Below are 25,345 nucleotides of genomic sequence, written 5' to 3' on the forward strand. Positions count from 1 at the left end.
GCCACTGACCCTTCCGGCTGAGTCTAAAAACAAAAGCAGCCCGGCGGTGGACTGCTTTTGTTTTTGGTGTAAAAAAGCGGTTTTGCCGCGCCGTTCTACAGGCGCGCCAGCTTCGCGGCATCGGCCTCCGAAACGTGCCCCCGGTCCAGCAGAAAGCTGCGAACCAGGGCAAAAGAATCGGCATCGAGGCCGGAAGCGGGGTGCTTCAGCAGCGTGGAAACCAGAAACTGACGGTCTTCGTCTACGTGCTGACTGAGGCCCAGAAAGGCAGGCAGATTACTTTCCACGCTCAGGCGCAGAAAGCGGATTTCGGCGTTATCAGTATCCAGCTTCACGGCTTTCTCAAACTGCTGGCTGGCATTCTGCACGTAGGTGAGCTTGTTAAACATAGAAGCATCACGGGCCCGAATGGCTTCGGCGGCGGCTTTGTAGGCCAGAACCACGGCATCCTGCTGGTTGTAGGCAGCCATCAGCTGGTGAAACTTCTCGCCGGCTTCTTTGCTGGCGGCGGCCTGCTGGTACTGGCGGCGCAGGGAAACTACGGAATACGGGTTGGCTTCAGTTGACACGATGGTGGCGAGAGTCAGAAGGAGAGTGAGAAAGATGCGGGAGAGCCGGTTCATGCAGACAAACTTTCATAGCTAAATGGCCCGAAGGCGGTAGCGAAAGTACGAACCCAGCAGCAAAAGGAGCTTTGTGTTATCGGGAACCCGCACCCGCTGGCCCAGAATGCCGGCCGCCGGCAGCTGCCGGATGCGGTGAAAAAGCTTCAGATAGTACACATACGCCAGGTATACGCCCAGGCGGGCGGCGCGGGGCAGCTGCACAATGCCCGCGTAGCCGGCCTCAAAATCGGCCCGGATGTCATCCTCAATTTCGCGCTTCACTTCGTCGGTAAATCGCTCAAACTGCACGCCCGGGAAGTACACCCGGCCCCGCTCCTCATAGTCGGAGCGGATATCCCGCAGGAAGTTGATTTTCTGGAAGGCGGAGCCCAGGCGCCGGGCGGGCTCGCGCAGGCGGTCAAACATGGCCGTATCTCCCTCGCAGAAAATTCGCAGACACATAAGTCCCACTACTTCTGCCGAGCCATAGATGTACTGCTCATACAGGCTCTGGTTGTAGTTGCGGTCATCCAGGTCCATTTCCATGCTGAACAGAAAGGCATCGATAAACTCCCGGTCAATACCATACTGGTGCACTACGTCCTGAAAGGCGTGCAGCACCGGGTTCAGGCTCAGGCCCAGGTCCAGCGCTTCGTAGGTCTGGCGCTTGAAATCCGCGAACAGCGCCGCCTTATCATAAGTATGAAAGGTGTCGACGATTTCATCGGCCCAGCGCACAAAGCCATACACGGAGTACACCGGCAGATGAAACCGTTTGTCCAGGGTGCGGATACCCAGCGTGAAGGAGGTGCTGTAGCGCTTGGTAATGAGCTTGCTGCAGGCCCGGCTGGTTTCAGTAAAAAGGGCAACGTGGTCCATTTCTGCTAATTATGAATTCTCCTTTTCTACTTCTTTGGCCACTACCTGCCCGGAAATGAGCGAGGGCGGCACGCCAGGGCCCGGCACCGTGAGTTGCCCCGTAAAATACAGGTTGCTCACTTTTTTGCTTTTGATGGAGGGCTTGAGAATGGCCGTTTGGCGCAGGGTATTGGCCAGGCCATAGGCATTGCCTTTGTAGCTGTGGTAGTCCTGCTCAAAATCCTGGTGGGCGTAGCTGCGCTTATACACCACGGCATCCCGAATGCTGGTGCCGCAGTGGCGCTCCAGCCGATCCATAATCAGGTGATAGTAGTGCTCCCGGGTTTCCTCGGGGTCAGCTAAGTTCGGGGCCACCGGAATCAGCAAAAACAGGTTCTCGCAGCCTTCAGGGGCCACAGAAGGGTCCGTTTGGGACGGCGCCGACACATAGAACAGTGGCTTGGTGGGCCATTGGGGTTCCTCATAGATTTCCTGGGCGTGCAGGCTGAAATCTTCGTCGAAGAACAGATTATGGTGGCGCAATTTGGGCAGGCGCTTATTCACGCCCAGGTAAAACAGCAGCGAGGATGGGGCCATGGTGCGCTTGTCCCAGTAAGCTTCGTCGTAGTTACGCCACTCCGGGGCCAGCAGGTGCTGCTCGGCGTGGTGATAGTCGGCGCCGGCCACAATGACATCGGCGGCGCGGAAGCCGGTGGCTGTTTGCACACCGGTGGCGCGGCCCTTTTCCACCACTATCTGCTGCACGGGGGCATTATACTCTAAGGTTACGCCCTGCTCCCGGGCCAGCTGCACCATGCCTTCCACTATTTTGTGCATGCCCCCCATGGGGTACCAGGTGCCCAAGGCTAGGTCGGCGTAGTTCATCAGCGAGTACAGGGCCGGGGTGTTCTGGGAGGTGGCGCCCAGGAAGAGAATGGGAAATTCCACCAGCTCCAGCAGGCGCGGGTCTTTAAAGAACTTGCGCACGTGCTTATGCATGCTTTGCAGCAAATCCAGACGCACAGCATCTACCAGCAGGCGCGGGTCGGCAAACTCCATGAGCGAGCGGCCGGGCATATGCACAAATTTGCTGATGCCCACCTCATACTTATAGGCAGCCTGCCGCAGGAACTCATCCAGGCGGGCGGCGCTGCCGGGCTCGTAGCTTTCAAACAAGTCCCGCAGCTCACTCATCCGGGCCGGAATATCCACGGCTTCCTGCCCTTTAAAAATTACCTGGTAGGAAGGATCCAGTCGGCGCAGGTCATAATAATCGGAGACTTTCTTTCCAAAGCGGGCAAAATACTGCTCAAACACATCCGGCATCCAGTACCAGCTCGGGCCCATATCAAAGGTGAAGCCTTCGGCCCGGAATACCCGCGCCCGCCCACCCGGCCCCTCGTTCTTTTCCAGAATATGCACGCGGTAGCCGCGCTGAGCCAGCGAGGTAGCTGCCGACAGGCCCGCAAAGCCAGCCCCAATTACAATGACGTCCTTTATCACAGATTACACAGATTTCCCTGCAGATTACGCAGATTTTAAGCAATCAAGCGGCGCGGAGCACCTCGGCTGGTATTCCCTATGCCCTACCCTCGCCGCAAAAGGCATACCGGCAAACCAGACTGTTGTTTATCCGGCGACGAAAAAAAGCCTGTTACCGGCCCGTCCGGGCTTATTAATCGAAAAAAACGGGAATAAGGGGCAAAAAACCGGGCCGCGAGCAACGCAGCTTGTGGCTAACGTCACCCGCGGCCCGTCTACGCCCGGGGCGGTTGTACTCTCTCCCTATTCCCTACACGCCGGGGGCGTATACCTTCAATACGTCTTTTAGCTCTTTTCGGGCAATGTGAATCCGATTTTTTACGGTCCCGATTGGAATTTGCAGTTTCTCAGCTATTTCCAGGTATTTATAGCCGATGTAGTACATCATAAACGGCGTCCGGTAGTCGGCTGAAAGGCCGGCAATGGCTTCGTTTATGTCGGTTACCACAAAGTCGCTGGTGGCGCCGTTGTGGGTAATGTAGTTTTCATCGGTATTGAAGTACTGGAAGTAGTCAGTACTATCAATGTTACTGTTGCGCTTCGTTATCTTATTGTAGTTGTTGATAAACGTGTTGCGCATGATGGTGTACAACCATGCCTTCAGGTTGGTGCCCGCCTTGAACTTGTCCTTGTTCAGCAGTGCCTTCAGCAGGGTTTCCTGTACCAAATCCTTGGCATCGTCAGCGTCGCGGGTCAGGTTCATCGCCACGGGCTTCAAAGAGTAGGAAATCTTTTGTACTTGGTCGGTAAATTCCAGAGATGTCATCTTGTTTAGCTTTCCGTGGCAAAATGTTAAACAAATATACGGGAAGTATCGGAAGATGTACCATTGTGCAAAAGAAAATTTTTCACAACCAAGTTTTTTCTTTTCACTGACTCAGTCAACGTACGAAGCGCCTGAAAATCAGGATCTATTCTGCTAGTACATAATTCTGCCTATCCCCTTTCAGAAGGCCAGAAGGCGGCTTATTGCGTAGTAAGAGCAGTGAAAGCCGGGCTCGCGCCCCGGCCGGGCGGCTTCAGGAAGCCACCAGTTCCTGCGGGCAGGTGCACAAACGCCCGGCCAGGGTCAGGAAGTCCGTCATGAGGCGCACCCGGACGGTATTGGGCGGCAGGCGCAGGTTTTCCTGTTGGGCCAGCGGGCCATAGATATAGAGCATCACCTCGGGGCAAAGGGTATGGATCTGCTCCACGTAGCCCTGCACCTGGTCGCGCTCCGGCAGGGCCGTCATTACGGTGCACAGCGCGTGCGGCTTATAAGTCTCGCACACGGACTTCAACTCCTTTACCGGCAGGTTCTGGCCCAGGTATAGGACATGCTGCCCCCGAAAACGCAGGGCATAGTTCATAAACAGCAACGCCAGCTCGTGCATTTCACCTTCCGGCAGAAACAGGACCCAGCGCCGGGCCTGCGCCGGCTGCACGGGCGGCAGGCTGTCGATAGCCACTATCATTTTCTGCCGCAACATATTGGTAACCAAATGCTCCTGGGCCGGATTAACGGAGCCGGCGTGCCAGAGCACCCCAATGCGCTGCAGAAACGGATACACCACCTGCAGAATGGCTTCTTCGAAACCCAGTTGCTTGACAGCAGTATCCAGCAGGTTGCACAAACGGCGCTCATCCATTTCCAGCATGGCCGCCAGCAAAGAATTTACCTGCTGGCAGTAGTCATGGGCGTCATCGTAGCTGGAAATAACGGCCTGACTCAGTTCCTCCGGCTTAAGCTGGGCCACGCGCGAGATGCGGTAGCCGCGGGAACAGAGCGTGGCCACGTTCAGCAGGCGGCGCAGGTCTTCGTCGCAATACGTGCGGATGTTGGTAGCCGTGCGCACTGGCTGCAGAATGCCGTAGCGCTGCTCCCACATCCGAATGGTATGCGCCTTAATGCCGGAAAGCTGTTCCAGGTCGCTGATTGAAAACTGTCCCACTAGTGTATTCTTTCTTTATGAGTAGTACGCGCTGGCGTTTGGGTAGTCCGGCGCCAGGCCATAGCATAGTATTTAGGCGATACCCATAACATGCCAAACTCCTCGGAGCCAAGGCGGCCGGTAGCTTTATGATGCATCTTGTGGGCCATATTCAAGGCTCTCAGATAGGTGTTGCGCGACTTACGCCAGAAGCGCATGCGTCCGTGAATCAGCACATCGTGCACAAAGAAGTACACTGTTCCATAGGCGGCAATGCCGGTGCCTACCCAAAAGCGCCAGTCTTTGGCTGGCGAGCCATAGACAATGAACAGCATCGAGAGCAAGCCATAAAACAGGAAAAAGAAGTCGTTGCGCTCCAGGCGGTGCGGATGGCGTACGTGATGCGAGCGGTGCAAAAACCACAACGGCCCGTGCAGCACATATTTGTGCATGCCCCAGGCCACAAACTCCATTCCCAGAAAAGTAGCGGTGGTAACGGCTACGGCTGCCAGCGTTGTCATGTGCTGCTAACCGGCAGAAAAGCGAAAAGTTGAGAATCCAACCTCATCTACAAAAGAAAGAGTAAGCTAAGTCCGGCAAGATAAGCCATATAAGGCCTGCCTTTGCAGCGAAAAGCAACAAAGGCAGGCCTGTTTTTATGGTTAGGAGTTATTCCCAGGAAATTTTCTCCTTGTTGAGGAAGGCGGCAATACCCCGGCGGCAATCCTGCGAGCCTCGGGCCTCGGCATTCATCTGCGCCGCATAGAGCAGGCTGTCTTCCAGGGGCATTTCCGGAATGCGGGCCAGCATTTCCTTGGTCAGTTCCATGCTCTGCCCGGAATTCTCGGTGCACAGCCGGCGGGCAAACCGAACTACGTTGTCGGCCAGCTCTTCGCGGCTTACCACAAAGTTGACGAGGCCAAACTCGGCGGCCTTATCGGCCGTGATGATGTCGCCGGTGAGCAGCAGCTGCTTAGTGCGGGCCTCCCCTATTTTGCGCAGCAGAAATACGCTTACAATAGCGGGCAGGAACCCAATCTTCACCTCGGTGTAGCCAAATTTGGCCTCGGGCACCGTGAAAGCGAAGTCGCAGATGGTGGCCAGGCCGCAGCCACCGGCCAGGGCGTGACCCTGCACCTGCCCAATTACTACTTTGTTCAGCGTATAAATCTGATGAAACAGCTGCATCAGGTGGGTGCTGTCGGCCAGGTTATCGGTATAGCCAAAGCCTTGCAGCTCCTGAATATAAGCCAGGTCGGCGCCGGCGCAGAATACTTCACCGGCCGCCCGCAGCACAATTACTTTGCAGGTTTCATCGTCTTCCGCTGCTGAAAAGGCCAGCTTTAGCTCCGTTACCATGTCGGCGCTCAGCGCGTTGCGCTTGTCGGGCCGGTTCAGGGTAATGTAGCCAATAGCGTCGCGGCACTCATATTGAATGTAGCGCAGCGCTTCTAACTCTTGGGTAGGCAAATTGTCCATGGTTATCGTTGCTGGCGGTGGTAAAAAGCCCGGCGGTAAAGCCATTATGTAAGGTTGTAAGCCGGGAAGAGCAGTATCTAAACCTAACAAAAACGGTGCTACAAAGAAAGACTTCTTCCGCTATTGTTACGATGAACTACGGCTGTTGGACGTCTTACCTAGGAGGCTGAACGATGAAAGCTCCTCGGGAAGCTACATCATGTACCTGAATACCAGCTGCTTGAAAAACAGAATCCTGCCGCGTGATATACCAAGACTTGCAGGAAGAGTCGAACACCACCGGCGCCTGCCGCCCAAACACAGCGGCCACCTCCGCGGCCTGCACGCGGGCATTCCGGCGCAGCACTACTACATCTACGGGCACGGGCTGCCGGGAGCCATCCAGGCGGCCCGCCACCAAGGCCACGCGCAACCCCTGCCATACCAGCACCTGTACGCCCGGCCCAATGGGGCGCACCACTAAGGGGGCTTCTTTCCACCCCTCATAATACCGTACCCGGCGCGCTTCCCGCTGAATAATGCCCGGCACAATGCGGTAGGTGCGTTCCGTTTCGGACAGCGGCAGCGAGTCGGCGGTGACAATCTCCGCCGAAGCGCCGCGCCAGAAACCGCACACGGAGCGGCGCGGAATGCTGTACACCACAAACTGCTCATCGGGCGCGAGGCGGTGGGCCGCCCATACCCGGCTGCCGGCAAACATGCCCAGCAGGGCGCAGGCTACCACAAGCCAGGAAAGCTTCCGCACGGCCAAAAAGGCCAGCAGCGCCAGAATACAGGCAAAAATCAGCCAGGCCTGCGGAGCCGTTACGTGAATACCGGTGAGCAGCGCGCCCGGCATGGCCTGGCCAATCCAGAAAATGTATTCGTTGAAAAGCCAGATCATCTGCTCAAACACCCAAGCCACCAGCCGCGGCAGCCAGTCGAGCACGGGCGCCGCCGCGGGCACCAGCAGACTCAGCAGCGCTACAATTCCCTTCAGCAGCAACAGCAGCACGCCCACATACACGGCCCCGGAGGAAATGGGCACTGCCACCAGATTGGAAAACAGGAACGTGAGCGGAAACTGATGAAAATAAAACAGCCCCAGCGGAAAGGTGGCTACCTGCGCGGCCAGGGATAAGGCTGTGGCCTGCCAGATCCAGTCGGCGCTATGGCCGGCGCCGCGCCACAGTTGCTGCACGGCGCGCGGCTGCCAGGGCCGGAGCTGATCCAGGGCTTTATCCCGGAAATCAAGCCAGGCCGCAATGCGCGGCTGCAGGTATACAATGCTCAGCACGGCCAGAAACGAGAGTTGAAAGCCGACATCCACCAGCAGAAATGGGTCGTAGCACAGCAGCACGAAAGCGGCCACGGCCAGCGTGTTATACATATTGCTCTGCCGGCCCGAGGTACGGGCAATAATGATGAACGTAAACATCACGGCCGCCCGCAGCACCGAGGCCGAGAGGCCCGTCAGAAACGCATAGCTCCAGATAACCGCCAGCCCCACCCCCGCCGACCAGTACCGGAAACCCGGCGTAGCGCCGAAAAACCGCGTGAGCAGCCACGTAACCAAAGCAAATAATAACCCCACCTGCAACCCCGAAACGGCCATGATGTGCGTGGTGCCGGTGTTGGCATAAGCCTGCCGGGTTTCCTGATCTACCTCATCCTTAATTCCCAGCACCAGCGCCGACGACAGCGCATATTCCCGCTTGGCGTGCACGTACTGGCGGAACACGCCATCCAGCACCCGGGCGGCCCGCATACTAACGGCTTTCAGCGCATTGGGCGGCGTGTGCGCCAGAGTGCGGTACTGATCGGGATGAATGAATTGCTGATGATAAACTTGGTGATACTCCAGGTAGCGGCGGTAGTCGAACTCGCCGGGGTTGAGCGGCGGCTTACTGGGAGCGGGCGCCCCCCGCACCAGCCAGACGTCGCCATACTGCGGGGCCGCCACGCCGGAGTCGCGCGGGATGGATACCCGGATGCCACCCACGGCCGCCTGCCATTTGCCCCCTAACCGCACCGCCGAAACCCGCACGGTGGTGGCATATGTGGCGGGACGAACTACAGTATAGTCATCAACCACGGCGCGGTAGAACTCAATTTTGTTCCCGAACCGGTAGAGGTGATTGGTCCGGCGGCTTTGGGTGGCTTCCTGCGTTAAGGTGGCGCCGGCCACATATACCACTAGTATAGCCAGCAGCCCGGCCGCATCGGTAGCGCCCCGGCCCGGTTGGCGGGCAGCCCACCATTGCAGCGCGCCAAACAGAAAAACCAGGCCCAGCCACGGCACTAGTAGCGGCGGCAACTCAGTGCCCAGATAGAGGTAGGTGATAATGCCGGCGGCCAGCGCGAGTGTTAGACGCACAAAGGCATAAGGTGCCCAGATTATCATGAATAATAGGATAGAAACGAAGAAATAGGATAAGGCTAAGCTATAGTACGCAAATACAGGCAGTTGGGCAAAACCCAATAATCACAACCATAAAAAACCCCTGCTGAAGGATGCATCAGCAGGGGTTAAAAAACGAGCATAGAGCCAGCCGGCTTATATACCGGGCCGCTGCCACTCCATCTTATAGTGCTCAATGTCGCACTCCGAGAATTTCTCGCCCACTTTCTGAAAGCCATGCCGCTCATAGAAGGGCACGGCCCGCAGCTGGGCGTGCAGGTACACCGTAGCCTGGGGGTGCTCCTGCTGCACATCGGCCAGCACCCGCTGCAGAATGGCGCTGCCGGCGGCGCGGTTGCGAAAAGCATCCAGCACGGCAAAGCGCTCCAGCTTCACCCCTTTCTCGGTGGTGCGCCAGCGCGCCGCGCCGCAGGGCGTGCCTTCGTCGGAAACAACCAGATAATGGCGGGCGTCCTGCTCATCGTGCGCGTCATACTCATCGGTGCGCGGCACGCCCTGCTCTTCCACAAACACTTTTTCACGGATGGCAAAAGCAGTGGCCCGGTCTTCCGGCGTAGTAATCGGGTGCGCTTTCATGCGGAATAAACAAGCAAGGAATTACAGCTGCTCGTGGTTAACGGGCAGCTCAGCGGTATCATCATTCGGGCGGCGGGCATCCGGATGGTTTTCGGGCGTTTCGGGGCGGCGGTACTCGCGGCGCGGGCGCTGGGCCTGGTCCTGCTGCAGCTTCACATCAAAACGGTCGTAGGCCAGCACAATTTCCTTTACCAAGCGGTGGCGCACCACATCCTCGGCCGTCATTTCCACAAACCCGATTCCACCCACATCCTTCAGAATATCCATGGCCTGAATCAGACCGGATTTCTGCTTGGTGGGCAAGTCAATCTGGGTCCGGTCGCCGTTCACCATCACCTTAGCCGATGGGCCCATACGCGTCAGGAACATCTTCAGCTGCGAAGGCGTGGTGTTCTGGGCTTCGTCCAGTAGTACAAACGCATTGTTAAGCGTGCGACCCCGCATGTAAGCCAAAGGCGCAATTTCAATGATTTTGTTTTCCTGGTAGAACTTCAGCTTTTCCGGCGGAATCATGTCTTCCAGGGCATCATAAATCGGGCGCAGATAGGGGTCTACCTTTTCCTTCATGTCGCCGGGCAGAAAGCCCAGGCTCTCGCCGGCTTCCACTACGGGGCGGGAAATGATAATTTTCTTGACCTCTTTATTTTTCAGCGCACGCACGGCCAGTGCTACTGATACGTAGGTTTTGCCGGTACCCGCCGGCCCCAGCGTAAACACCAGGTCGTGCTTCATCACGGCCTCTACCAACCGCTTCTGGTTGGCCGTTTTGGCCTTGATGATGCCGCCTTTGGCCCCGAAGACGATAACATCGGGAGCCGCTGCCAGGCTGCGCTCCTCCTGCTCCTCATCGGCCGCGTTGAGATACTGATTAACGGTTTTGTCTGTGATTTGCCCGTACTGGTGGTAGTGCTCGATGAGGGAGGACAGGATTTCGTTGATACGGGCGATGATGGGCGTCTGGCCCTGGATTTTTATTTCGTTGCCTCGGGAGATGATCTTGCTGCCGGGGAAGGCCGCGGCCAGCTGTCGGATGTTCTGGTTATCAGGTCCCAGGAAATCGACGAGGGAGACATTTTCGAGCGTGATGATTTTCTCGACCAAACTTAAGGGGATTTTGAACGGCGTTAAGAAAAGAAGAACCTGAAAAGACAGCACTTGTTCAAGGCAAATAGCCTACTTTTGCCGCCCTTACGTGGGTAAACAATAGTACGAAGAACTCAGCATTTTCGGCATGGGCCTGATTACGTTTCTGTCTGATTTCGGCTACCGCGACCATTATGTGGCCGCCGTAAAAGCGCGGATTCTGCAGCTGGCTCCTATACAACCGGTGCTGGACATTACCCACGCCATTGAACCCTTTAACATCGCGCACGCCGTGTACGTTCTCGGCGCGGTATTTTCTGACTTTCCCGCCGGCACCGTTCACCTGGTGGGGGTCAACGATTGGGGCGCAAATGGCGGCAGTTGGCGCGCTGCGCGCTACCAGGGGCACTTTTTTGTTACGGCTGATAATGGTCTACTCCCGTTGCTTACCGATGGCGGGGCCGAGGAAGTAGTAGCCCTTTCGGCGCTGGAACCTACTGCCTCCCCCACCCGCGACGTGCTGGCCTCGGCGGCGGTATTCCTGGCGCAGGGCCACTCCTTATATGAGTTGGGCCCGCCGGCGCCGCCCCAGTATCAGCTTCTCAACCGGCAGCTGCGGTTACAGGACCACCGCATTACCGGCCACGTGGTGCACGTAGACCACTACGGCAACCTGATTACCAACATTTCCCGTACCGCGGTGGAGGCCGTGGGCCATGGCCGGCCATTTACCATTCACTTCGCCCGCGAGGTAGCCCGCGAGATTCTCCCCCACTTCCAGGCTACTTCGCCCGGCGAAGCCGGCTGCATCTACAACAGTAAGGGGTATCTGTGCATTGGTATCAATCAGGGGCATGCCTCCGAGCTACTCGGCCTGCACTATGATTCGCAGGTCGATATTCGCTTCCCGGCCACCTCGTAAGCGAGGGAAAACCAGCCCTATGACCTGGAAAGACCTTTTTCAGTGAATGTCTGATTCAATTTATTTATTATGTTAAGTAAAATATGACACCCTGTCATTCATTGCTTAACCACACTTTGCCCGTTGCCTTATGCTGATTCGAATTGTGCGCATGAGCTTCCGGCCGGAGGCGGTAGTAGAGTTCCAAGCTATTTTCCAGCAGTCCGAGGAAGCCATTCGCAGCAGGCCGGGCTGCTTGTATCTGGAATTGTGGCAGGATGCCGATACGCCTACTATTTTCTGCACCCACAGCCACTGGGAGTCTGCGGCGGCGCTGGATGCTTACCGCCAGTCGGAATTGTTTGGGCAGGTATGGCCCGCCACCAAGCGACTGTTCTCCGCTCCCCCACTCGCTTTTTCCGTACACAATGTGCAGGGTGACTCTGCAGCCGCGCCAACATCTCACTAACCTGCGCGGTTGTGTAGCCCCTCTCCTACCGTTCCCTTTGCCATGCAACCAGACTATTTCGAGTTTTATCATCTCCCTGAAACCTTCCGCCCGGATGAGGCGGCGCTGAAGCGTGCCTATTATGCGCTAAGCCGTGAACATCACCCCGATTTTCATGCTACCGCGTCGGCTGAGCACCAACAGGAAATGCTGAACATGGCTACGCTGAACACCAACGCCTACCGCACCCTCTCCGACCCCGAACTGCGCATGGCTTACATCCTGAGCCGCCATGGGCTGCTGGAAGAAGGAAAACAGGAGCTTCCCGCCGAATTCCTGATGGAGGTGATGGACCTCAACGAGCAGCTGATGGAGTTGGAATTTGAGCCGGATGCTACCACTGTGCACCAGGTGGAAGATGAGGTAAATATCCTTTTTGAAACGCTGGAAGCCGGAATTGAGCCCGTACTGGCTGGCTATGAGATGCTTCCGGGCGATAAAAAGCCGCAGGCCCTGGAGCAAATCCGTACGTATTATCTTAAACGGCGGTATTTGTTGCGCATTCGTGAAAGTCTGGCTAAGTTTGCTGCCCGATCCTGAACAACTAACCGAGTTGTTCCTCTTGCCCAGATGGCGGAATCGGTAGACGCGTCGGTCTCAAACACCGATATCGAAAGATGTGCCGGTTCGACCCCGGCTCTGGGTACTCAGATTGACTACTAAAAGGCCCTAAAAGCTGTGCATTTGTTCGCAAATGCGGTTTTTAGGGCCTTTTTGCGTCCGGGGCTTTTCGTATTTACGTCCGTGCATTGTCTATTCTCCTTTCTCTCAAAATACTAGGTTTAATAGAAGCGTCAAGCGCTGCCACAGATAACCCTACCGGCGCCACCCCGTTAGGGTAAGTATTACTGGCCTATACTTAACGGCCAAACACCTGCTACCATGGAAAAGAAAGAGGTTCAAAACCAAGTCCACCTAGATGCCGCTACGGCTTTGCTGAATGGCAACTTACTGGAAGAAGCTTCCCGCGCGGGGCTTGACAACACGTTCCAGCGCTGGATTCAGGACCTGAAGGATGCCAACAACCCCGAAATGCACCAATTGGTGGTGGATATGCAGGAGTTGAAAGCCCACTTTGGCTCCGGCACCCTGGACAAGGATGTCATCGGCCGTTTGCTGCAGCGCCTCGGAGAAAACACCCTGAAAGCCGCCATTTTCTCAGAAGGCAACACCCGTCCGCGCATTGAGCATTTGGGAGAAGCCCTCCTGGCTGCCTCCAAGCAGGTACAAAACCCCGGCTTTGCTACTGAGGAAGACTTTCAGAATGCAAATCACGAAGCCCGCTAACAAGGCATCTGATTTTATAAATGCAAAAAGCCCGGCGCTACTTCTGTAGCGCCGGGCTTTTTGCGGCTGTAGGGAGCCGGCTATTGAATAAAGCCGGGCCGGATGAGGTTCTCAAACGTGAAGATTTCATCCCACTTGGCCTGAGTTAGCAGGTTTCGTTCGGTTACCGCAATCTGGTAAACCGACTTGCCCGTTAATAAGGCCTCCTTGGCAATTTCGGCGGAGGTTTCGTAGCCAAGTACCGGATTCAGCTGCGTTACAATGCCAATGCTGTTGCGCACCAGATTTTCGGCGTGCTGCTTGTTCGCCGTGATACCTACTACACACTTGTCGCGCAGGGTATGGCAGGCGTTGGTCATGTAGGAAATGGAAGTGAATAAAGCGAAGGAGATAACCGGCTCCATCACATTCAGCTGCAGTTGTCCGGCTTCGGCGGCCATGGTCACGGTCAGGTCGGCGCCAATAACGTAGAAGGCCGTTTGATTCACTACCTCGGGCACAACCGGGTTTACTTTGCCCGGCATAATGCTAGAGCCCGGTTGCAGCGGCGGCAGGTTGATTTCAAACAAGCCCGCCCGCGGGCCCGAGGAAAGCAGGCGCAAATCATTACAAATCTTGGAGAGCTTTACGGCCGTGCGCTTCAGTACGCCGGAAAGCTGCACATAGGCGCCGGTATCATAGGTAGCCTCAAATAAGTCGCCGGCCAGGCTCAGGTCCAGCCCCGTGATGGTGCGCAAATGCTGCGTTACCAGCTCGGCATAGCCCTTAGGAGCATTTACGCCGGTGCCAATGGCGGTAGCCCCCATGTTTATTTCGCTGATGAGCCGGCGGCTGTCTTCAATGCGCAGCAGCTCTTCCCGCAGGTTGGTGGCGAAGGCATGAAATTCGTCGCCCATGCTCATGGGTACGGCATCCTGCAGCTGCGTGCGGCCCATTTTCAGCACGTTCCGGAACTCCTCGCCTTTGGCGTGAAAAGCATCGGCCAGTTCTCCCAGGGCTTTGCTGTAGCCCACCAGCTTGTTACTGAGCGCAATGCGGAAGGCCGTGGGATAAGCATCGTTGGTAGACTGGGAGAAGTTGACGTGGTTATTGGGGTGGCAGAACTCATACTCCCCTTTCTGCTTGCCCATGATTTCCAAGGCCACATTGGCAATAACCTCATTGGCATTCATGTTCACGGAGGTACCGGCCCCGCCCTGAATCATATCCGTGAGAAACTGATTATCAAACTCGCCAGCGGCCACCCGGTCGCAGGCTTTTATAATGGCCTCCGCAATAGGCGCCTCCAGCACGCCCAGGTCCCGGTTGGCCATGGCGGCGCCCTTCTTAACATAGGCCAGGGCCTGCACAAACAGGGGCTCTACTTTGAGCGGAATGCCCGTGATATAAAAGTTCTCAATGGCGCGCAGCGTCTGAATGCCATAGTATACATCGGTGGGAATAGCCCGTTCACCCAGGAAGTCATGCTCAAGTCGGGAGGTCTGCATTCTGTACGGTTGAGGTTTGGAAGGTCTTGTACGGTAATGGGCCGTTGGAGGGAACGAAGCGGCGGAGTTACTTAATAGTGAAGAGACATTTTCACCACACTCACAGTCAAATTTCAGCTACGCATTATTTACAGCCTGCCGCGAATATCCTGGTTGAAGCAAAATGAGGTATGATGCCGGACTTTACCAGACGCAGGCTACACCACCAGGTCCACCGCAACTGCCGTAGACCCGCCGGCATCATCATCCGTCACCAGCAGCAGCTCGTAACGCCCGGGGCCGGTGCGGCGGCGCACGGCTACGCTTTCTACTTTGCCCCGGTAAGGCTTTCCATCAGGGAGTTGCAACTGCGTCAGCACAACCGGCAGGGGCCGCTCACTTTCCCTGGTAAGCTGGAGAACTCCTACAAATGAGCCCAGCACGGCGCCATCCAGCACGGCATTCTGAGTATCTTCTACCGAAGCCGTAACGAACAGCCTATCCGCAAACCAGGAGGCGCCGGAAAAGCCGGCCGGCTTGCCATCAATAGCCGGCAGTGCCGCAAACTGCCACTGAACGGGCGGCAACTGGGGCGTGCGGTGGTGCAGATAATCCAGCGTAGCCACCAACGGGAGGCAGAAAACCAGGTTCCCGGAGGCCGTGCCCACGGTGCGCTGAAATAACAGGAGCTCGGTGGCGGTAGCGGCCGCGGCTTCCAGATTTAAGACAATGCCCGCCGGCAGCAAGGCGCGCAGCGCTGCGTAGAGTCCGCCCAGCGCCAGCGGATACACGCTGGCGGCCGCCCCGGTGGAGCCGGGCAGAGGCACCCAGAAGCCCTGCTCGCGGGCGGCGGTGGCACCGGAGCCCAGCACCAGCAGGCCCACCTCCCCTGCAGGTGTGGTCAGGGCCGTCAGGCATTCCAGGTCCAGCTTTACGTCTTTGGGAATGCGGCCGGTGCTGAAATGGGCGGTTTCAAACAAGGGCACCTTCTCCCCGGCGGCCAGCGACGAAGCCGACAGCTGATACAGAAACGGCGAATCATCCCCGATAACGTAGGCTACCTCCCCAATAATCTCAATGCCGGACGCCGAGGGCAGGTCAGGCAATGGTGCTTCTTGTAGAATAGTGGCCCGCATAATCGGTTTTTGAGGCGCAGTATATGTTTTCCCGTGGAGGGTTGCCACCCGATATGGCCGGCTACTTCACAATCGTAAATTCTACGCGGCGGTTAAGGCGGCGGGTTTCTTCCCGGTCGTTGCTGGCGCGGGGTTTGGAGCCCCCGTAGCCTACGGTGCTGATACGGTTTTCCGCCACGCCGCGGCGCACCAGGTAGTTTTTCACTTCCTTCACCCGATCCTCAGAAAGCTTCACGTTCAGGGCCGCGTTACCTACGTTATCGGTGTGGCCTTCCAGCCGGATATTTACCGTGGGGTTATCTACCAGCGTAGCGGCCAGCCGGTTGAGCTCCGTAAAAGAGGCCGGCAGCATGGTGTACTTGCCCTGCGCAAAAATAAGGGTAGGCAGCTCCAGTCGGGAGCCCACGCTGGCCGGCATCACCAGGAATTCACGGGCTTGGTTGGTGGTGAGGATGATGGTATCGGTGGCGGTAAGGAAGCCGCCGGCGGTGGCGGATACCCGGTAGCGACCGGCCGGCAGCATCAGCTGGAACGTGCCGCCGCTGGCCTCGCTGCGCGCATTGGCCAGCAGCATGATATTCTCGTGCAGGCGTTCGGCCTTAATCGTGGCGGCAATGGGCTTGCGGGTTTTGGCATCCAGCACGCGGCCCGTGAGGGTGGCCCGCACCAGTGCGGGCGGCGCAACTACCGTATCGGGCTTGGGCGGGGGCGGCGTTACGCCTACTTCTGCCCGCACAATATCGGCCGGGCCATTGGGGGTGCTGGAGGTAACATAGTAAGCCTGCTTGCCATCGGGGGTCAGCTGAAAATAAGCATTGAACCCGGGCCCATTCACCGTTGGGCCCAGATTCTGCGGGGCGCTCCAGGCAGTCCAGGAATTATCGAGGCGGTGGGTTACGAAGATATCGGCCGAGCCGTAACCGGCGTGGCCGTAGGAGGCAAAATACAGGGTTTTGCCATCGGGCGTGAGCCAGGGCGCAAACTCAAAGCCGGGCGAGTTGATGACGTTGCCCAGATTGCGCGGCTCGCTCCAGGCGCCGTCGCGGGTGGGCAGACTCACGTACAGGTCGTTGGCCCCGTAGGCATCCGGCCGGTCCAGGGAAAGGAACAGCACTTTGCCATCGGCCGGCGCAAAAAACGTGGTGGAAGTACCGTTGGAATAGTAGTTGTCGATTTCGAGGGGTTCGGGCTTTAAAGCCTGCTTGCCGCTGAGCTCGGTGTGCGACACGCCCTCGTCGCGGAAGGAGCCGTCCCGCTCGTAGCGGCCGCGCACCAACAGGGCTTTGCCGTTGTCTACCACCGCCATTACGCCGTTGTTCTGGGGCGTATTCAGGGCATCGAGGCGCTGAGCCAGGCCCCAGGTGCGGCCGTTATCGGTGGAGCGGCTCACCCATACGTCCGCCGATTCGGTGTTGCCTTCCATATTGCCGGCAAAGCGGTTACGGGCAAAGTACAGCGTGTTGCCATCGGGGCTGAGCACGGGGTGCATTTCATTGCCTACGCTATTCACGCCGGGCCCCAGCGAGGTGGGTGGGCCCATCAGGGGGTGGTCGGTGGCCAGGTTCAGCTTTAGCGGAAACAGCCACCACTGCTGGCTGGCGCGGCCCAGGGCGCGCTGGCCTACCACGGGGGTAGCATTGGCTTTGTCGGCAGCAGCCAGTGCCATGCTGAAATCATTGCCCCGGCTTACCAGCTGAAAGGAGCCAATGGGGCCGGCCGGTACAATACGCCACTGCTGGTAAAAGCTGCCCGACCATGGCTGCTGCACTACGGCGGCATTTTCGGCGGGGCCATCCAGCGTGAGCACCTTGCCGCTATGGCGGGCCTCAATGCGGTAATAAGTGCTGTTGGGGGTAACGGGCGTGAGGCGCCACTGCTGGCTTTGGGCCTGCGTAAACTCCCACTGCACAGCCCTGGCGCCCGTTTCGGGCGAGGCATTGCTGATATCAAGGGAGCGGCCACTGCCGCGGGCTACCACCCCGTACCATACGCCGGGGTTGGGGATGAAAGCTGCCTGTTGGGCCACAGCCGGAGTGTCCAGCCCGAGTACAACCAACCAAAGCAAGCAAACCAGGAAACGAATCATAAGCACGCGAAACGGATGAATCGGCCCCAAGTTAGCCGATTTCCGGGCGGCAGGCGCAAACCCGTTAAAAGAGCAGGGCGCCAATCTCTTTCCGGAGAAAGAAAATCGGCGCCCTGGTCTGGCGGATCTGAAGTAGTGGTTTCAACTATAGAGAGACACTAAATGAAACACCGGACTTATTGATTATTGATGTACTTGAAGCGTACAAAACGCTCATTTTCATAAATAGCCGCAAAATGGCCGCCGCCGCTGCTGCTGGTGTTGGACGGCGAGGAAGAAGAGGAAGCGCGGCGTTCCGGGCGCTCGGCGGGGGCTTTAGGGGTAGTAGGAACGGCGGGGTATGCCCCTGGTGTGAGGCCAGGAACATGGCAGATAAAAGAGAGGATTTTAGAGGGCATGTTAGTAAAGGTTAAGAGGTGTGAAATAACTCCGGTGGTATTAAGAGGAAAGCAGAGCGGCGTCTTAAGGAATGCGGCTTAATAAATTTTATTGAACGATGCTAAGATAAAACAATAATTTTCAATTATCAATCCGTAGTATCCCGGAAATTCACCTCCGTACCAGTACGGAGTTTAAAGATTGGCTGCTGGCTTCACACGCATAACTTCTTTCATAGCCCAAAGGCGCGTAGCAAATACCCGGCGGCAGAAACGGGCGCTGGCTTATTCCAGGAAGGTTTTGCGCTGTTTAGCTGATCAGCTTATGCCGGAACGCGTACTTGATCAGCCCCACAATAGACTTGGAGTTGGTTTTGGCCAGGATGTTTTTACGGTGCGTTTCCACCGTCCGCTCACTGATAAACAGCTCCTCGGCAATGCGGTTGTTGGAATACTCCCGCACAATCAGCTCCAGCACCTGCCGCTCCCGCTCCGTTAGTACCGCCGGCGCCTGTTGCGGGGCGCGGCGGGCCGGAATATCCAGGTTCTGCAGCAGCGCTGCCCCTACTTCCTGGCTGAAAAACGTGTTATGGGCCGCTACCTGCCGGATTGCCAGCACCAGTTCAGACTTAGTAGAATTTTTCAACAGATAGCCTGTGCCTCCGGCGGCCAGTACGGCCTGAATCCGGGCGGCATCTGACAGGGAGGAAAGCGCCAGCACCTGCACCTCCGGCTTTTGCTGTTTGATGCGCCCAATAAGCTCCACTCCTTCCGCGCCTGGCATATTCAGGTCTACAATAGCCACCTGCACCTGCGGCAGGGCCCGCAGCAGTTGCAAAGCCTCTTCCCCATTGCTGGCCTGGCCTACCACCTGTATATCCTGCTCCGGGCGCAACAGCGTCCGGATGCCTTCCAGCACCATCTGATGGTCATCTACCAGGAGTACCTGAATACTGGGAGGACTTCTTTCTTCACTGATCATGACCGAAGGGGGCCGACCCGTGGGCTTTGCAATAGCTTGGTGGCTGCTCATCTTTCTATCCCTGGTTGTATAGCACCATACTAAATATAGACATATTACTTATGTAATCAAATTTATATTTTATTGTCTTAATTATACATAAAACAGGTTAACTTATTGACTTAATGAACGATATAGCATCAAAAACTTAACCAAGCCCAAGCATAGGCAGGTGGTTTGTATGCTTCTGGCCGGCAACTTCTTTCACCGCCTTAGCGCATCAGAAAGTAGAAGCCAGCAAAAAGCCCCGCCAGTAATTACTGACGGGGCTTTTCACAATCAAAGTATTCCGCTCGACTATTCGTGCACGGTTACTTTATCCATTTCAGTAGGCATTACCACAATGCCTTGCTGCAGCTTGGAGTTGCGCTTGCCATAGAGGAAATACACGATAAAGCCCAGAATCATCCAGCCAAAGGCCACCTTCAGCGTGAACGAATCCAGCGCCAGAATCATGCTGGTGCATACCAGGACTCCCATAACGGGCACCAGGGGGAACGACGGCGAGGAGAGCGGCGCCCGGAACGGACGGTGCTGCGCGGGGTCGGAGCGGCGCATAATCCAGATACCGGCCGATACCAGCACGAAGGCCAGCAGCGTACCGAAGGAGGTTAAGTCGCCGGCCAGGGAACCGGGCACGAAGGCCGCGAAACCACCCACAAAAATCAGCAGGGCAATGTTCGACTTATAAGGCGTGCCGTAGCGGGGGTGCAGCTCTGAAAAGGCGTTTGGCATCAGACCATCCTTCGCCATGGAGAAGAACACGCGGCTTTGGCCCATCAGCATCACCAGAATTACGGAGGAGAAACCCAGCAGAATGGCCACCGTCACGGCGGTGCTCAGCCACTCGAAACCGGGCATGTGGTTTTTAATAGCATAGGTAACAGATGCCTCGCCGCCCAGAGCCGGGTCAGCAAACTCGCGCCAGTTGGCAACGCCCGTCAGCACGTGGCCAAACAGGATGTAGAGCACCGTGCAGATGGCCAGAGAGCCCAGGATGCCGATGGGCATGTCGCGCTTAGGATTTTTGGCTTCCTGTGCGGCCGTGCTCACGGCATCAAACCCAATGAAGGCGAAGAATACGATGGCCGCGCCACCCAGTACGCCGCCCCAGCCGTGCTTATTCCACGCCGTGTACTCGCGCACAATGGTGCCCGCTGCGTTTTTCACTGGCTCTGCGTTTTCCGGAATCAGGTAAGGCGTGTGGTTGGCGGGGTTGATGAACTGCCAGCCTACCGCAATGAAAACCAGCACGATGGCTACTTTCAGCACCACTACCACAGCGTTGAACATAGCCGACTCCTGCGTGCCCTTGATGAGCAGCAAGGACAGGGCCACGATGATCAGCAGCGCGGGCAGGTTAATCATGCCATGCTGGGTTACGCCGTTTACAACGGCGCTTTCGAAGGGCGAGTGACTTAAGCTGTACGGTATACTGGTCCCAAAGACTTCTAAGAGCTTATTCAGGTATTCGCTCCAGGCAATGGACACCGTGGCGGCGCCCAGGGCGTATTCCATAATAAGGGCCCAGCCGATAACCCAGGCCACAAACTCGCCCATGGTGGTATAGGCGTAGGTGTAGGCCGAGCCGGCAATGGGAATCATGGCCGCAAACTCAGCGTAGCACAGACCAGCGAAAACGCAGCCAATAGCTGCCACAATGAAAGCCAGCGTTACGCCCGGACCCGAAGCCTGAGCCGCCGCTGCTGCCGTGCGCACAAACAAACCCGCACCGATGATGGCTCCCACGCCCAACGCTACCAGGTTGGCAGCCCCCAGCGTACGTTTTAGTGTGCCGTGGCCCGTGGAGTTGGCCTCGCCCAAGAGCAGGGCCAGCGGTTTTTTGGCGAAAATATTTGCCATAGAGGTGAAAAGAGAGAAGAAAGAAAGGTGAGTAGGAAAGAAACTGATGGTTGCCAGGCAGCAACGGCATGGCCAATATAGTCGATTATCCGGACTGGGGGGCAAATATGGTGGTTCGGGCCGGCATTCAAACCCGGATTAAACCTGGCACCTGCTTTGTCATCTAACTCGGCAAAACCATTCCACAGACTCACTTGCTATGAAAAAGATGCTTGCTTTGGTAGCCATGGCTGCCCTTTTTACTACCGCCGCTTCCGCACAAACCACCACTACCACTCCCCAGGGCCCGGGCACGCACCACGGCAGGGGCATGGGCATGGGCCACGAGAAGATGACGCCGGCGCAGCGCGCTGAAAAGATGTCGCAGCACCTGACCCAGCAGCTCTCCCTCTCGGCTGATCAAACCTCCAAAGTGCAGGCCATCCTGCTAGCCCAGGGCCAGGAAATAGATGCCATTCACACTAAATACGCTGCCTCTACCGACCGTAAGGCCGCTATGCCGGAGATGAAAGCCACCCGGGAAAAATACGAAGCCCAGCTGAAGGGCGTCCTCACCGCAGAGCAATACGCCAAGTATGATAAAATGCGCGACGAGAAAATGCAGAAGCATAAGTCCCGCATGAAGGACGGCAAAATGAAAATGAAGCACGACAAGATGAAAATGAAGGCTCAGTCCTAATTTCTGCTCTGTACTACGTACCACCGTATGCAAAAGCCCCGGCCGTTTGGCCGGGGCTTGTTGTTGGAGGATGTCCTGAAAACACGCGCCGTATTAGAACCGCATGGCGTGCGTCCAGGTGTTGTGCAGGATGCCGTAGCGCACCCACAGCAGCACAAACGGCTCGGTGGCGCGGGCTTCCTTAATACCGCCCAGGTCGGTGATGCGGCGCCAGCCCAGCTGCTGGAGCAGCTCCGTTACCTGCTGTTTAGCCCCGGCATCGTCGCCGCACAGGAACATGTCGGGCTCCCCTCCCCCGTTGGCGGAGGCCGGGTCAATCATCTGGGCTACGTTTACCAGGTTAAGGGTTTTTACCACATGGGCGCCGGGCAGGGCGCGCTGCACCTGCTCGCCCAGAGAGTCCGTAACGCCCACGAACAGCTGAGGCGGCATGCCCTGCGAGAAGTCCAGCGGGTTGGTCAGGTCGATGACGGTTTTGCCGGCCGCGTTGGCCGCGCCGGCCTGCTCTACGGCGGCTATGGTGCCCGTGCCCATGGTGGCCACAATCAGCAGTTCGCCAAACTGAGCTGCGTCGGTGAAAGAGCCTTCGCGGGCGGTGCCGCCGTGCTGCTGCACCCAGGCTACGGCCTTTTCATTACCCGCCTGGCGCGAGCCCAGCATCACCTCGTGGCCCAAAGAAAGCAGCTTGGCGCCCAGCATCTGCCCTACATTGCCGGTACCTAAAATTCCGATTTTCATATGTTAATTGGTAAAGGTGAGAGTGAGAAATGAATTTGTTTGGTTGTACATGCAATTATTAATCGACCAAAAAAAGGCTATTCAGCCTCTTCCAGCGCCTGAATGGCGGTATAAGATTGTTGGGTAAGCATTTTGGCAGCTTCCACGCCAATTAGCTCGGAGTAGCGGGCATACAGGCTGCGCCAGGCGGCCTGCAATTGCGGCTGCAGGGCCTGCCCCTTCTCCGTGGCATGCACCTGCGTGGTGCGCCCGGTTACCTCGCGGCGCAGGTAGCCCTGGTGCTCCAGCTTTTCCACTAGCCTTGACACGGTAGAGGGCGTCAGCTTCATCAGCTCGCTGAGCTGGGACGGCTGAATGCCGGGCTGCCGGTTCACGTTCATCACCACAAACGCCAGGCTGGGAGCCAGCCCCGTGGTCCGGAATTCCTGATCGGCCAGTCCGGTTAACAGCCGGCCCAGCGCATTGGCCGCAAAAAACAGGCAGCCGCAGTAAGGGGAATTCTTTTTGTCGCTCATGATGGCTCAAAGGTAATGGATTTTTATAATTGTATGTACAAGCATTATTAAAAATAATATTTCATAATCCTGAATGAGCCTTTTCCGAAGGCTTAGCCTGTCAATTTGCCACAGAATCAGCCTCCGCCATACAAAAGGAACTACACTTGCTTATATTTGAAAATATGCCTCCCGCGTAGCTGCGTCCGAGGCATCCACCAAGTTATACCCCTATGAGTCCCCTTCCCAGTAGTACCTCGTCGGTACAAATTCAGCAGTTTTACGATAAAGGGCTTGCCCACGCCAGCTACGCTATCCGTAGCGGCCGCCAGGTAGCTATCATTGACCCGGCCCGCGACCCCCAACCCTACTATGATTTTGCCGACGAGCACGAGGCCCGGATTGTAGCCGTTATTGAGACGCATCCGCACGCTGATTTTGTATCCTCGCACCTGGAAATAGCCGAAGAAACCGGCGCTACTATTTACTGCAGCAAGCTGGTGCACGCCACCTACCCCCATCATTCGTTTGATGATGGCGACCGGATAGCGCTGGGCACCGTGGAGCTGCATGCCATGAACACCCCCGGTCACTCCCCGGACAGCATCAGCATTCTGCTGATAGACGATTTAGCCCAGACGCGGGCCGTTTTCACCGGCGATACGCTGTTTGTGGGTGACGTAGGCCGCCCCGATCTGCGCGAGGACGAATTGGTAGGCGGGCACCAGCGCGAGCAGCTGGCCGTCCAGCTCTACCACTCTACCCGCAACAAGCTCATGACGCTGCCGCCCACTACGCGCGTCTACCCGGCCCACGGCCCGGGCTCCCTGTGCGGCAAAACCACCAGCCCCGATCTGGACAGCACCATTGGCAAAGAGCTGAAAACCAACTACGCCCTGCAGCCCATGACGCAGGACGAGTTTGTGAAAGTGCTGCTGGAGGACCAGCCCTTTATGCCCAAGTATTTTGGGCACGATGTGATGCTGAACAAGCAGGGTGCGCTGCCCTTCGAGGACAGCATCCGGCGGGTGCCGCGCCCCCTCATGGACACACCCGTAGAGCCCGGCATTCTGATTATTGATACCCGCCCGGCGGCGGAGTTCCGGGCCGGCCACCTGCCCGGCGCCATTAACCTGATGGATGGCGGCAAGTTTGAAACCTGGCTGGGCTCCATTGTAGGTCCGCAGGAGCCGTTTTATCTGCTGGCCGATTCCCAGATTGCCCTGGACACCGTGATTCGGAAAGCCGCCAAAATCGGCTACGAAACCAACATCAAAGGCGCCCTGCTCACGCCCCACCAGCTGCCGGCCACCAGCCCCACCACCGATGTGGAGCACGTGCGCCAGCAGCCTCAGGATTTCACCATCGTAGACATCCGCAACCGCACCGAGGCCCAGCACCCTATTTTCGATAATGCCCTGCTGATTCCGCTGCCCGAGTTGCGCGAACGGGTGCGCGAAGTGCCGACCGATAAACCGATTCTGGTGCATTGCGCCGGGGGCTACCGCTCCGCAGCGGGTGCCAGCATTCTGGAAGCGGCCCTGCCCGGCGTGCCGGTTTATGACCTCGGCGAAGCTATTACCACCTTTCAGACGCAATCAGCGCACGTGTAAACAACTTTGCGCAGTGCAACTATCTGGCACGGCGCGTACTCTTAAAATGACCAGGGACTTGCGAGCCTCTGGTCATTTTTGTTTTCTATGGCACCCGGCGCCTTCACCTGCATTCCTATGAAGAAGATTTTCTACTGTTTGATTGGCTCCGCCTTTGCATTCACGGCCTGCGAGAAGGTCGATATTGCCAAGGATTCTCCCAAGTGTATAAAGCAAAAAGCCGTGGACCTGAAAGAGGCTCCTTGTGAGTCGGATGTTAACATTAAGGAGTACTTTTTTCAGGGGAAACTAGTCTATGTTCTCAACCCGGGTGATTGTATTGCTGATGGTAATGCTGAGGTGATAGATGGCAATTGCAATTCGCTCGGCTACCTGGGCGGATTCGGAGGAAACACCAAAATCAACGACGAGGACTTCAGTAAGGCCGAGTACAAGCGCACCATCTGGGAGAAATAAATAATAATCACAGACATAAATAGCCGCTCTTTTCATTAGCATCATCCTCCAATCCAAACCCGCCTGTCATCCTGAGCCCTTTGAAGGACCTTGTCCCGTCTGCACGAGTCGTTCCAACGATTGTCGTTCAGCTGGTAGAAGGTCCTTCGAAGGGCTCAGGATGACAGGCGGGTTTGAAAAATTGGCGAGTGATGCGCGTGGAGCTTCTATTTCTAATGTGTATTTCTACAAAAGAGCTTGTTTCGCTTATGACTGATACGCTGGCC

General features: G+C 56.9%; 25 protein-coding genes and 1 tRNA gene. 8 read left to right on the forward strand and 18 right to left on the reverse strand.

Annotated elements, in window-relative coordinates; translation table 11 throughout:
• Nucleotides 1–95: 95 nt before the first annotated feature.
• The 10 genes from AM218_RS09395 to AM218_RS09440 all read right to left on the reverse strand — a co-directional run bounded on the left by AM218_RS09395 (nucleotide 96) and on the right by AM218_RS09440 (nucleotide 10,472).
• A complete protein-coding gene (locus AM218_RS09395; RefSeq protein WP_054413632.1) occupies nucleotides 96–623 on the reverse strand; it encodes a hypothetical protein in 528 nt (175 codons plus the stop codon).
• Between the two features lie 18 nt (nucleotides 624–641).
• Nucleotides 642–1,484, reverse strand: a complete 843-nt coding sequence (locus AM218_RS09400) for a phytoene/squalene synthase family protein (RefSeq protein WP_054413633.1) — start codon at nucleotides 1,482–1,484, stop codon at nucleotides 642–644.
• A gap of 9 nt (nucleotides 1,485–1,493) precedes the next feature.
• A complete protein-coding gene (crtID, locus tag AM218_RS09405; RefSeq protein WP_054413634.1) occupies nucleotides 1,494–2,966 on the reverse strand; it encodes a bifunctional phytoene desaturase/3,4-desaturase in 1,473 nt (490 codons plus the stop codon).
• A gap of 289 nt (nucleotides 2,967–3,255) precedes the next feature.
• Complete coding sequence (locus AM218_RS09410; protein WP_044512694.1) at nucleotides 3,256–3,771, reverse strand: sigma-70 family RNA polymerase sigma factor; 516 nt, start codon at nucleotides 3,769–3,771, stop codon at nucleotides 3,256–3,258.
• A gap of 253 nt (nucleotides 3,772–4,024) precedes the next feature.
• Nucleotides 4,025–4,936 carry a MerR family transcriptional regulator gene (locus tag AM218_RS09415; RefSeq protein ID WP_054413635.1) on the reverse strand — a complete coding sequence of 304 codons (912 nt, stop codon included), beginning with the start codon at nucleotides 4,934–4,936 and terminating at the stop codon, nucleotides 4,025–4,027.
• Entirely contained in the window at nucleotides 4,936–5,436 is a 501-nt protein-coding gene (locus AM218_RS09420) for a sterol desaturase family protein (RefSeq protein WP_054413636.1), read from the reverse strand. Before AM218_RS09420 ends, AM218_RS09415 begins: the two co-directional genes overlap by 1 nt.
• A 148-nt stretch (nucleotides 5,437–5,584) precedes the next feature.
• Nucleotides 5,585–6,394 (reverse strand): enoyl-CoA hydratase/isomerase family protein, encoded by an 810-nt coding sequence (locus tag AM218_RS09425; RefSeq protein ID WP_054413637.1) that lies wholly within the window; start codon nucleotides 6,392–6,394, stop codon nucleotides 5,585–5,587.
• 154 nt (nucleotides 6,395–6,548) lie between these two features.
• On the reverse strand, nucleotides 6,549–8,750 hold the full coding sequence (locus tag AM218_RS09430; protein WP_197273938.1) for a ComEC/Rec2 family competence protein: 2,202 nt from the start codon (nucleotides 8,748–8,750) through the stop codon (nucleotides 6,549–6,551).
• Between the two features lie 180 nt (nucleotides 8,751–8,930).
• Nucleotides 8,931–9,371, reverse strand: coding sequence for a GNAT family N-acetyltransferase (locus tag AM218_RS09435; RefSeq protein ID WP_054413639.1), 441 nt, complete (start codon nucleotides 9,369–9,371; stop codon nucleotides 8,931–8,933).
• Between the two features lie 21 nt (nucleotides 9,372–9,392).
• Nucleotides 9,393–10,472: a PhoH family protein gene (locus AM218_RS09440; RefSeq protein ID WP_054413640.1), complete on the reverse strand. Its 1,080-nt coding sequence runs from the start codon at nucleotides 10,470–10,472 to the stop codon at nucleotides 9,393–9,395.
• A gap of 130 nt (nucleotides 10,473–10,602) precedes the next feature.
• Between AM218_RS09440 and AM218_RS09445 the strand changes: the two genes are divergently transcribed.
• The 5 genes from AM218_RS09445 to AM218_RS09465 all read left to right on the forward strand — a co-directional run bounded on the left by AM218_RS09445 (nucleotide 10,603) and on the right by AM218_RS09465 (nucleotide 13,150).
• Complete coding sequence (locus AM218_RS09445) at nucleotides 10,603–11,376, forward strand: SAM hydrolase/SAM-dependent halogenase family protein (RefSeq protein ID WP_054413641.1); 774 nt, start codon at nucleotides 10,603–10,605, stop codon at nucleotides 11,374–11,376.
• 130 nt (nucleotides 11,377–11,506) lie between these two features.
• On the forward strand, nucleotides 11,507–11,824 hold the full coding sequence (locus AM218_RS09450; protein WP_054413642.1) for a putative quinol monooxygenase: 318 nt from the start codon (nucleotides 11,507–11,509) through the stop codon (nucleotides 11,822–11,824).
• A gap of 42 nt (nucleotides 11,825–11,866) precedes the next feature.
• Nucleotides 11,867–12,403: a Fe-S protein assembly co-chaperone HscB gene (hscB, locus tag AM218_RS09455; RefSeq protein ID WP_054413643.1), complete on the forward strand. Its 537-nt coding sequence runs from the start codon at nucleotides 11,867–11,869 to the stop codon at nucleotides 12,401–12,403.
• A 24-nt stretch (nucleotides 12,404–12,427) separates the two neighbouring features.
• Nucleotides 12,428–12,509: transfer RNA gene (locus AM218_RS09460), tRNA-Leu, on the forward strand.
• Between the two features lie 236 nt (nucleotides 12,510–12,745).
• On the forward strand, nucleotides 12,746–13,150 hold the full coding sequence (locus AM218_RS09465; protein ID WP_054413644.1) for a hypothetical protein: 405 nt from the start codon (nucleotides 12,746–12,748) through the stop codon (nucleotides 13,148–13,150).
• An 80-nt stretch (nucleotides 13,151–13,230) separates the two neighbouring features.
• On the opposite strand, the gene aspA is transcribed toward AM218_RS09465, so the two are convergent.
• The 6 genes from aspA to AM218_RS09495 all read right to left on the reverse strand — a co-directional run bounded on the left by aspA (nucleotide 13,231) and on the right by AM218_RS09495 (nucleotide 21,099).
• Nucleotides 13,231–14,637, reverse strand: a complete 1,407-nt coding sequence (aspA, locus tag AM218_RS09470; RefSeq protein ID WP_054413645.1) for an aspartate ammonia-lyase — start codon at nucleotides 14,635–14,637, stop codon at nucleotides 13,231–13,233.
• Between the two features lie 197 nt (nucleotides 14,638–14,834).
• Entirely contained in the window at nucleotides 14,835–15,752 is a 918-nt protein-coding gene (locus AM218_RS09475) for a DUF6929 family protein (RefSeq protein ID WP_071843749.1), read from the reverse strand.
• Nucleotides 15,753–15,813: 61 nt separating this feature from the next.
• Complete coding sequence (locus AM218_RS09480) at nucleotides 15,814–17,838, reverse strand: RICIN domain-containing protein (protein WP_082318160.1); 2,025 nt, start codon at nucleotides 17,836–17,838, stop codon at nucleotides 15,814–15,816.
• A 176-nt stretch (nucleotides 17,839–18,014) separates the two neighbouring features.
• Nucleotides 18,015–18,236 carry a hypothetical protein gene (locus AM218_RS09485; RefSeq protein ID WP_054413648.1) on the reverse strand — a complete coding sequence of 74 codons (222 nt, stop codon included), beginning with the start codon at nucleotides 18,234–18,236 and terminating at the stop codon, nucleotides 18,015–18,017.
• Nucleotides 18,237–18,525: 289 nt separating this feature from the next.
• Entirely contained in the window at nucleotides 18,526–19,248 is a 723-nt protein-coding gene (locus AM218_RS09490; protein WP_082318161.1) for a response regulator, read from the reverse strand.
• A gap of 285 nt (nucleotides 19,249–19,533) precedes the next feature.
• A complete protein-coding gene (locus AM218_RS09495) occupies nucleotides 19,534–21,099 on the reverse strand; it encodes an amino acid permease (protein WP_054413650.1) in 1,566 nt (521 codons plus the stop codon).
• A 199-nt stretch (nucleotides 21,100–21,298) separates the two neighbouring features.
• Between AM218_RS09495 and AM218_RS09500 the strand changes: the two genes are divergently transcribed.
• Entirely contained in the window at nucleotides 21,299–21,778 is a 480-nt protein-coding gene (locus tag AM218_RS09500) for a DUF4890 domain-containing protein (protein ID WP_054413651.1), read from the forward strand.
• Between the two features lie 93 nt (nucleotides 21,779–21,871).
• Here the strand turns inward: AM218_RS09500 and AM218_RS09505 are convergent, their stop codons facing one another.
• Both AM218_RS09505 and AM218_RS09510 read right to left on the reverse strand, forming a co-directional pair.
• On the reverse strand, nucleotides 21,872–22,516 hold the full coding sequence (locus AM218_RS09505) for an NADPH-dependent F420 reductase (RefSeq protein WP_054413652.1): 645 nt from the start codon (nucleotides 22,514–22,516) through the stop codon (nucleotides 21,872–21,874).
• A 77-nt stretch (nucleotides 22,517–22,593) separates the two neighbouring features.
• Complete coding sequence (locus AM218_RS09510; RefSeq protein WP_054413653.1) at nucleotides 22,594–23,031, reverse strand: MarR family winged helix-turn-helix transcriptional regulator; 438 nt, start codon at nucleotides 23,029–23,031, stop codon at nucleotides 22,594–22,596.
• Nucleotides 23,032–23,243: 212 nt separating this feature from the next.
• Between AM218_RS09510 and AM218_RS09515 the strand changes: the two genes are divergently transcribed.
• Nucleotides 23,244–24,623 (forward strand): MBL fold metallo-hydrolase, encoded by a 1,380-nt coding sequence (locus tag AM218_RS09515; protein WP_054413654.1) that lies wholly within the window; start codon nucleotides 23,244–23,246, stop codon nucleotides 24,621–24,623.
• Nucleotides 24,624–24,740: 117 nt separating this feature from the next.
• Nucleotides 24,741–25,079 (forward strand): DUF6970 domain-containing protein, encoded by a 339-nt coding sequence (locus AM218_RS09520; protein ID WP_054413655.1) that lies wholly within the window; start codon nucleotides 24,741–24,743, stop codon nucleotides 25,077–25,079.
• Nucleotides 25,080–25,345: the final 266 nt, after the last annotated feature.

It is taken from the genome of Hymenobacter sp. DG25A (genome assembly GCF_001280305.1).
In the GTDB taxonomy this organism is placed as follows: domain Bacteria; phylum Bacteroidota; class Bacteroidia; order Cytophagales; family Hymenobacteraceae; genus Hymenobacter.

Excerpts from the sequence above, each read along its gene's own strand:
- AM218_RS09425 (WP_054413637.1), bottom strand. The coding sequence starts at position 6,394 with ATGGACAATTTGCCTACCCAAGAGTTAGAAGCGCTGCGCTACATTCAA.
- AM218_RS09410 (WP_044512694.1), bottom strand. The coding sequence starts at position 3,771 with ATGACATCTCTGGAATTTACCGACCAAGTACAAAAGATTTCCTACTCT.
- AM218_RS09500 (WP_054413651.1), top strand. The coding sequence starts at position 21,299 with ATGAAAAAGATGCTTGCTTTGGTAGCCATGGCTGCCCTTTTTACTACC.
- AM218_RS09445 (WP_054413641.1), top strand. The coding sequence starts at position 10,603 with ATGGGCCTGATTACGTTTCTGTCTGATTTCGGCTACCGCGACCATTAT.
- AM218_RS09505 (WP_054413652.1), bottom strand. The coding sequence starts at position 22,516 with ATGAAAATCGGAATTTTAGGTACCGGCAATGTAGGGCAGATGCTGGGC.
- AM218_RS09465 (WP_054413644.1), top strand. The coding sequence starts at position 12,746 with ATGGAAAAGAAAGAGGTTCAAAACCAAGTCCACCTAGATGCCGCTACG.
- aspA (WP_054413645.1), bottom strand. The coding sequence starts at position 14,637 with ATGCAGACCTCCCGACTTGAGCATGACTTCCTGGGTGAACGGGCTATT.
- AM218_RS09395 (WP_054413632.1), bottom strand. The coding sequence starts at position 623 with ATGAACCGGCTCTCCCGCATCTTTCTCACTCTCCTTCTGACTCTCGCC.
- AM218_RS09475 (WP_071843749.1), bottom strand. The coding sequence starts at position 15,752 with ATGCGGGCCACTATTCTACAAGAAGCACCATTGCCTGACCTGCCCTCG.
- AM218_RS09515 (WP_054413654.1), top strand. The coding sequence starts at position 23,244 with ATGAGTCCCCTTCCCAGTAGTACCTCGTCGGTACAAATTCAGCAGTTT.
- AM218_RS09510 (WP_054413653.1), bottom strand. The coding sequence starts at position 23,031 with ATGAGCGACAAAAAGAATTCCCCTTACTGCGGCTGCCTGTTTTTTGCG.
- AM218_RS09435 (WP_054413639.1), bottom strand. The coding sequence starts at position 9,371 with ATGAAAGCGCACCCGATTACTACGCCGGAAGACCGGGCCACTGCTTTT.
- AM218_RS09480 (WP_082318160.1), bottom strand. The coding sequence starts at position 17,838 with ATGATTCGTTTCCTGGTTTGCTTGCTTTGGTTGGTTGTACTCGGGCTG.
- AM218_RS09485 (WP_054413648.1), bottom strand. The coding sequence starts at position 18,236 with ATGCCCTCTAAAATCCTCTCTTTTATCTGCCATGTTCCTGGCCTCACA.
- AM218_RS09400 (WP_054413633.1), bottom strand. The coding sequence starts at position 1,484 with ATGGACCACGTTGCCCTTTTTACTGAAACCAGCCGGGCCTGCAGCAAG.
- hscB (WP_054413643.1), top strand. The coding sequence starts at position 11,867 with ATGCAACCAGACTATTTCGAGTTTTATCATCTCCCTGAAACCTTCCGC.
- AM218_RS09495 (WP_054413650.1), bottom strand. The coding sequence starts at position 21,099 with ATGGCAAATATTTTCGCCAAAAAACCGCTGGCCCTGCTCTTGGGCGAG.
- AM218_RS09420 (WP_054413636.1), bottom strand. The coding sequence starts at position 5,436 with ATGACAACGCTGGCAGCCGTAGCCGTTACCACCGCTACTTTTCTGGGA.
- AM218_RS09490 (WP_082318161.1), bottom strand. The coding sequence starts at position 19,248 with ATGAGCAGCCACCAAGCTATTGCAAAGCCCACGGGTCGGCCCCCTTCG.
- AM218_RS09450 (WP_054413642.1), top strand. The coding sequence starts at position 11,507 with ATGCTGATTCGAATTGTGCGCATGAGCTTCCGGCCGGAGGCGGTAGTA.
- AM218_RS09520 (WP_054413655.1), top strand. The coding sequence starts at position 24,741 with ATGAAGAAGATTTTCTACTGTTTGATTGGCTCCGCCTTTGCATTCACG.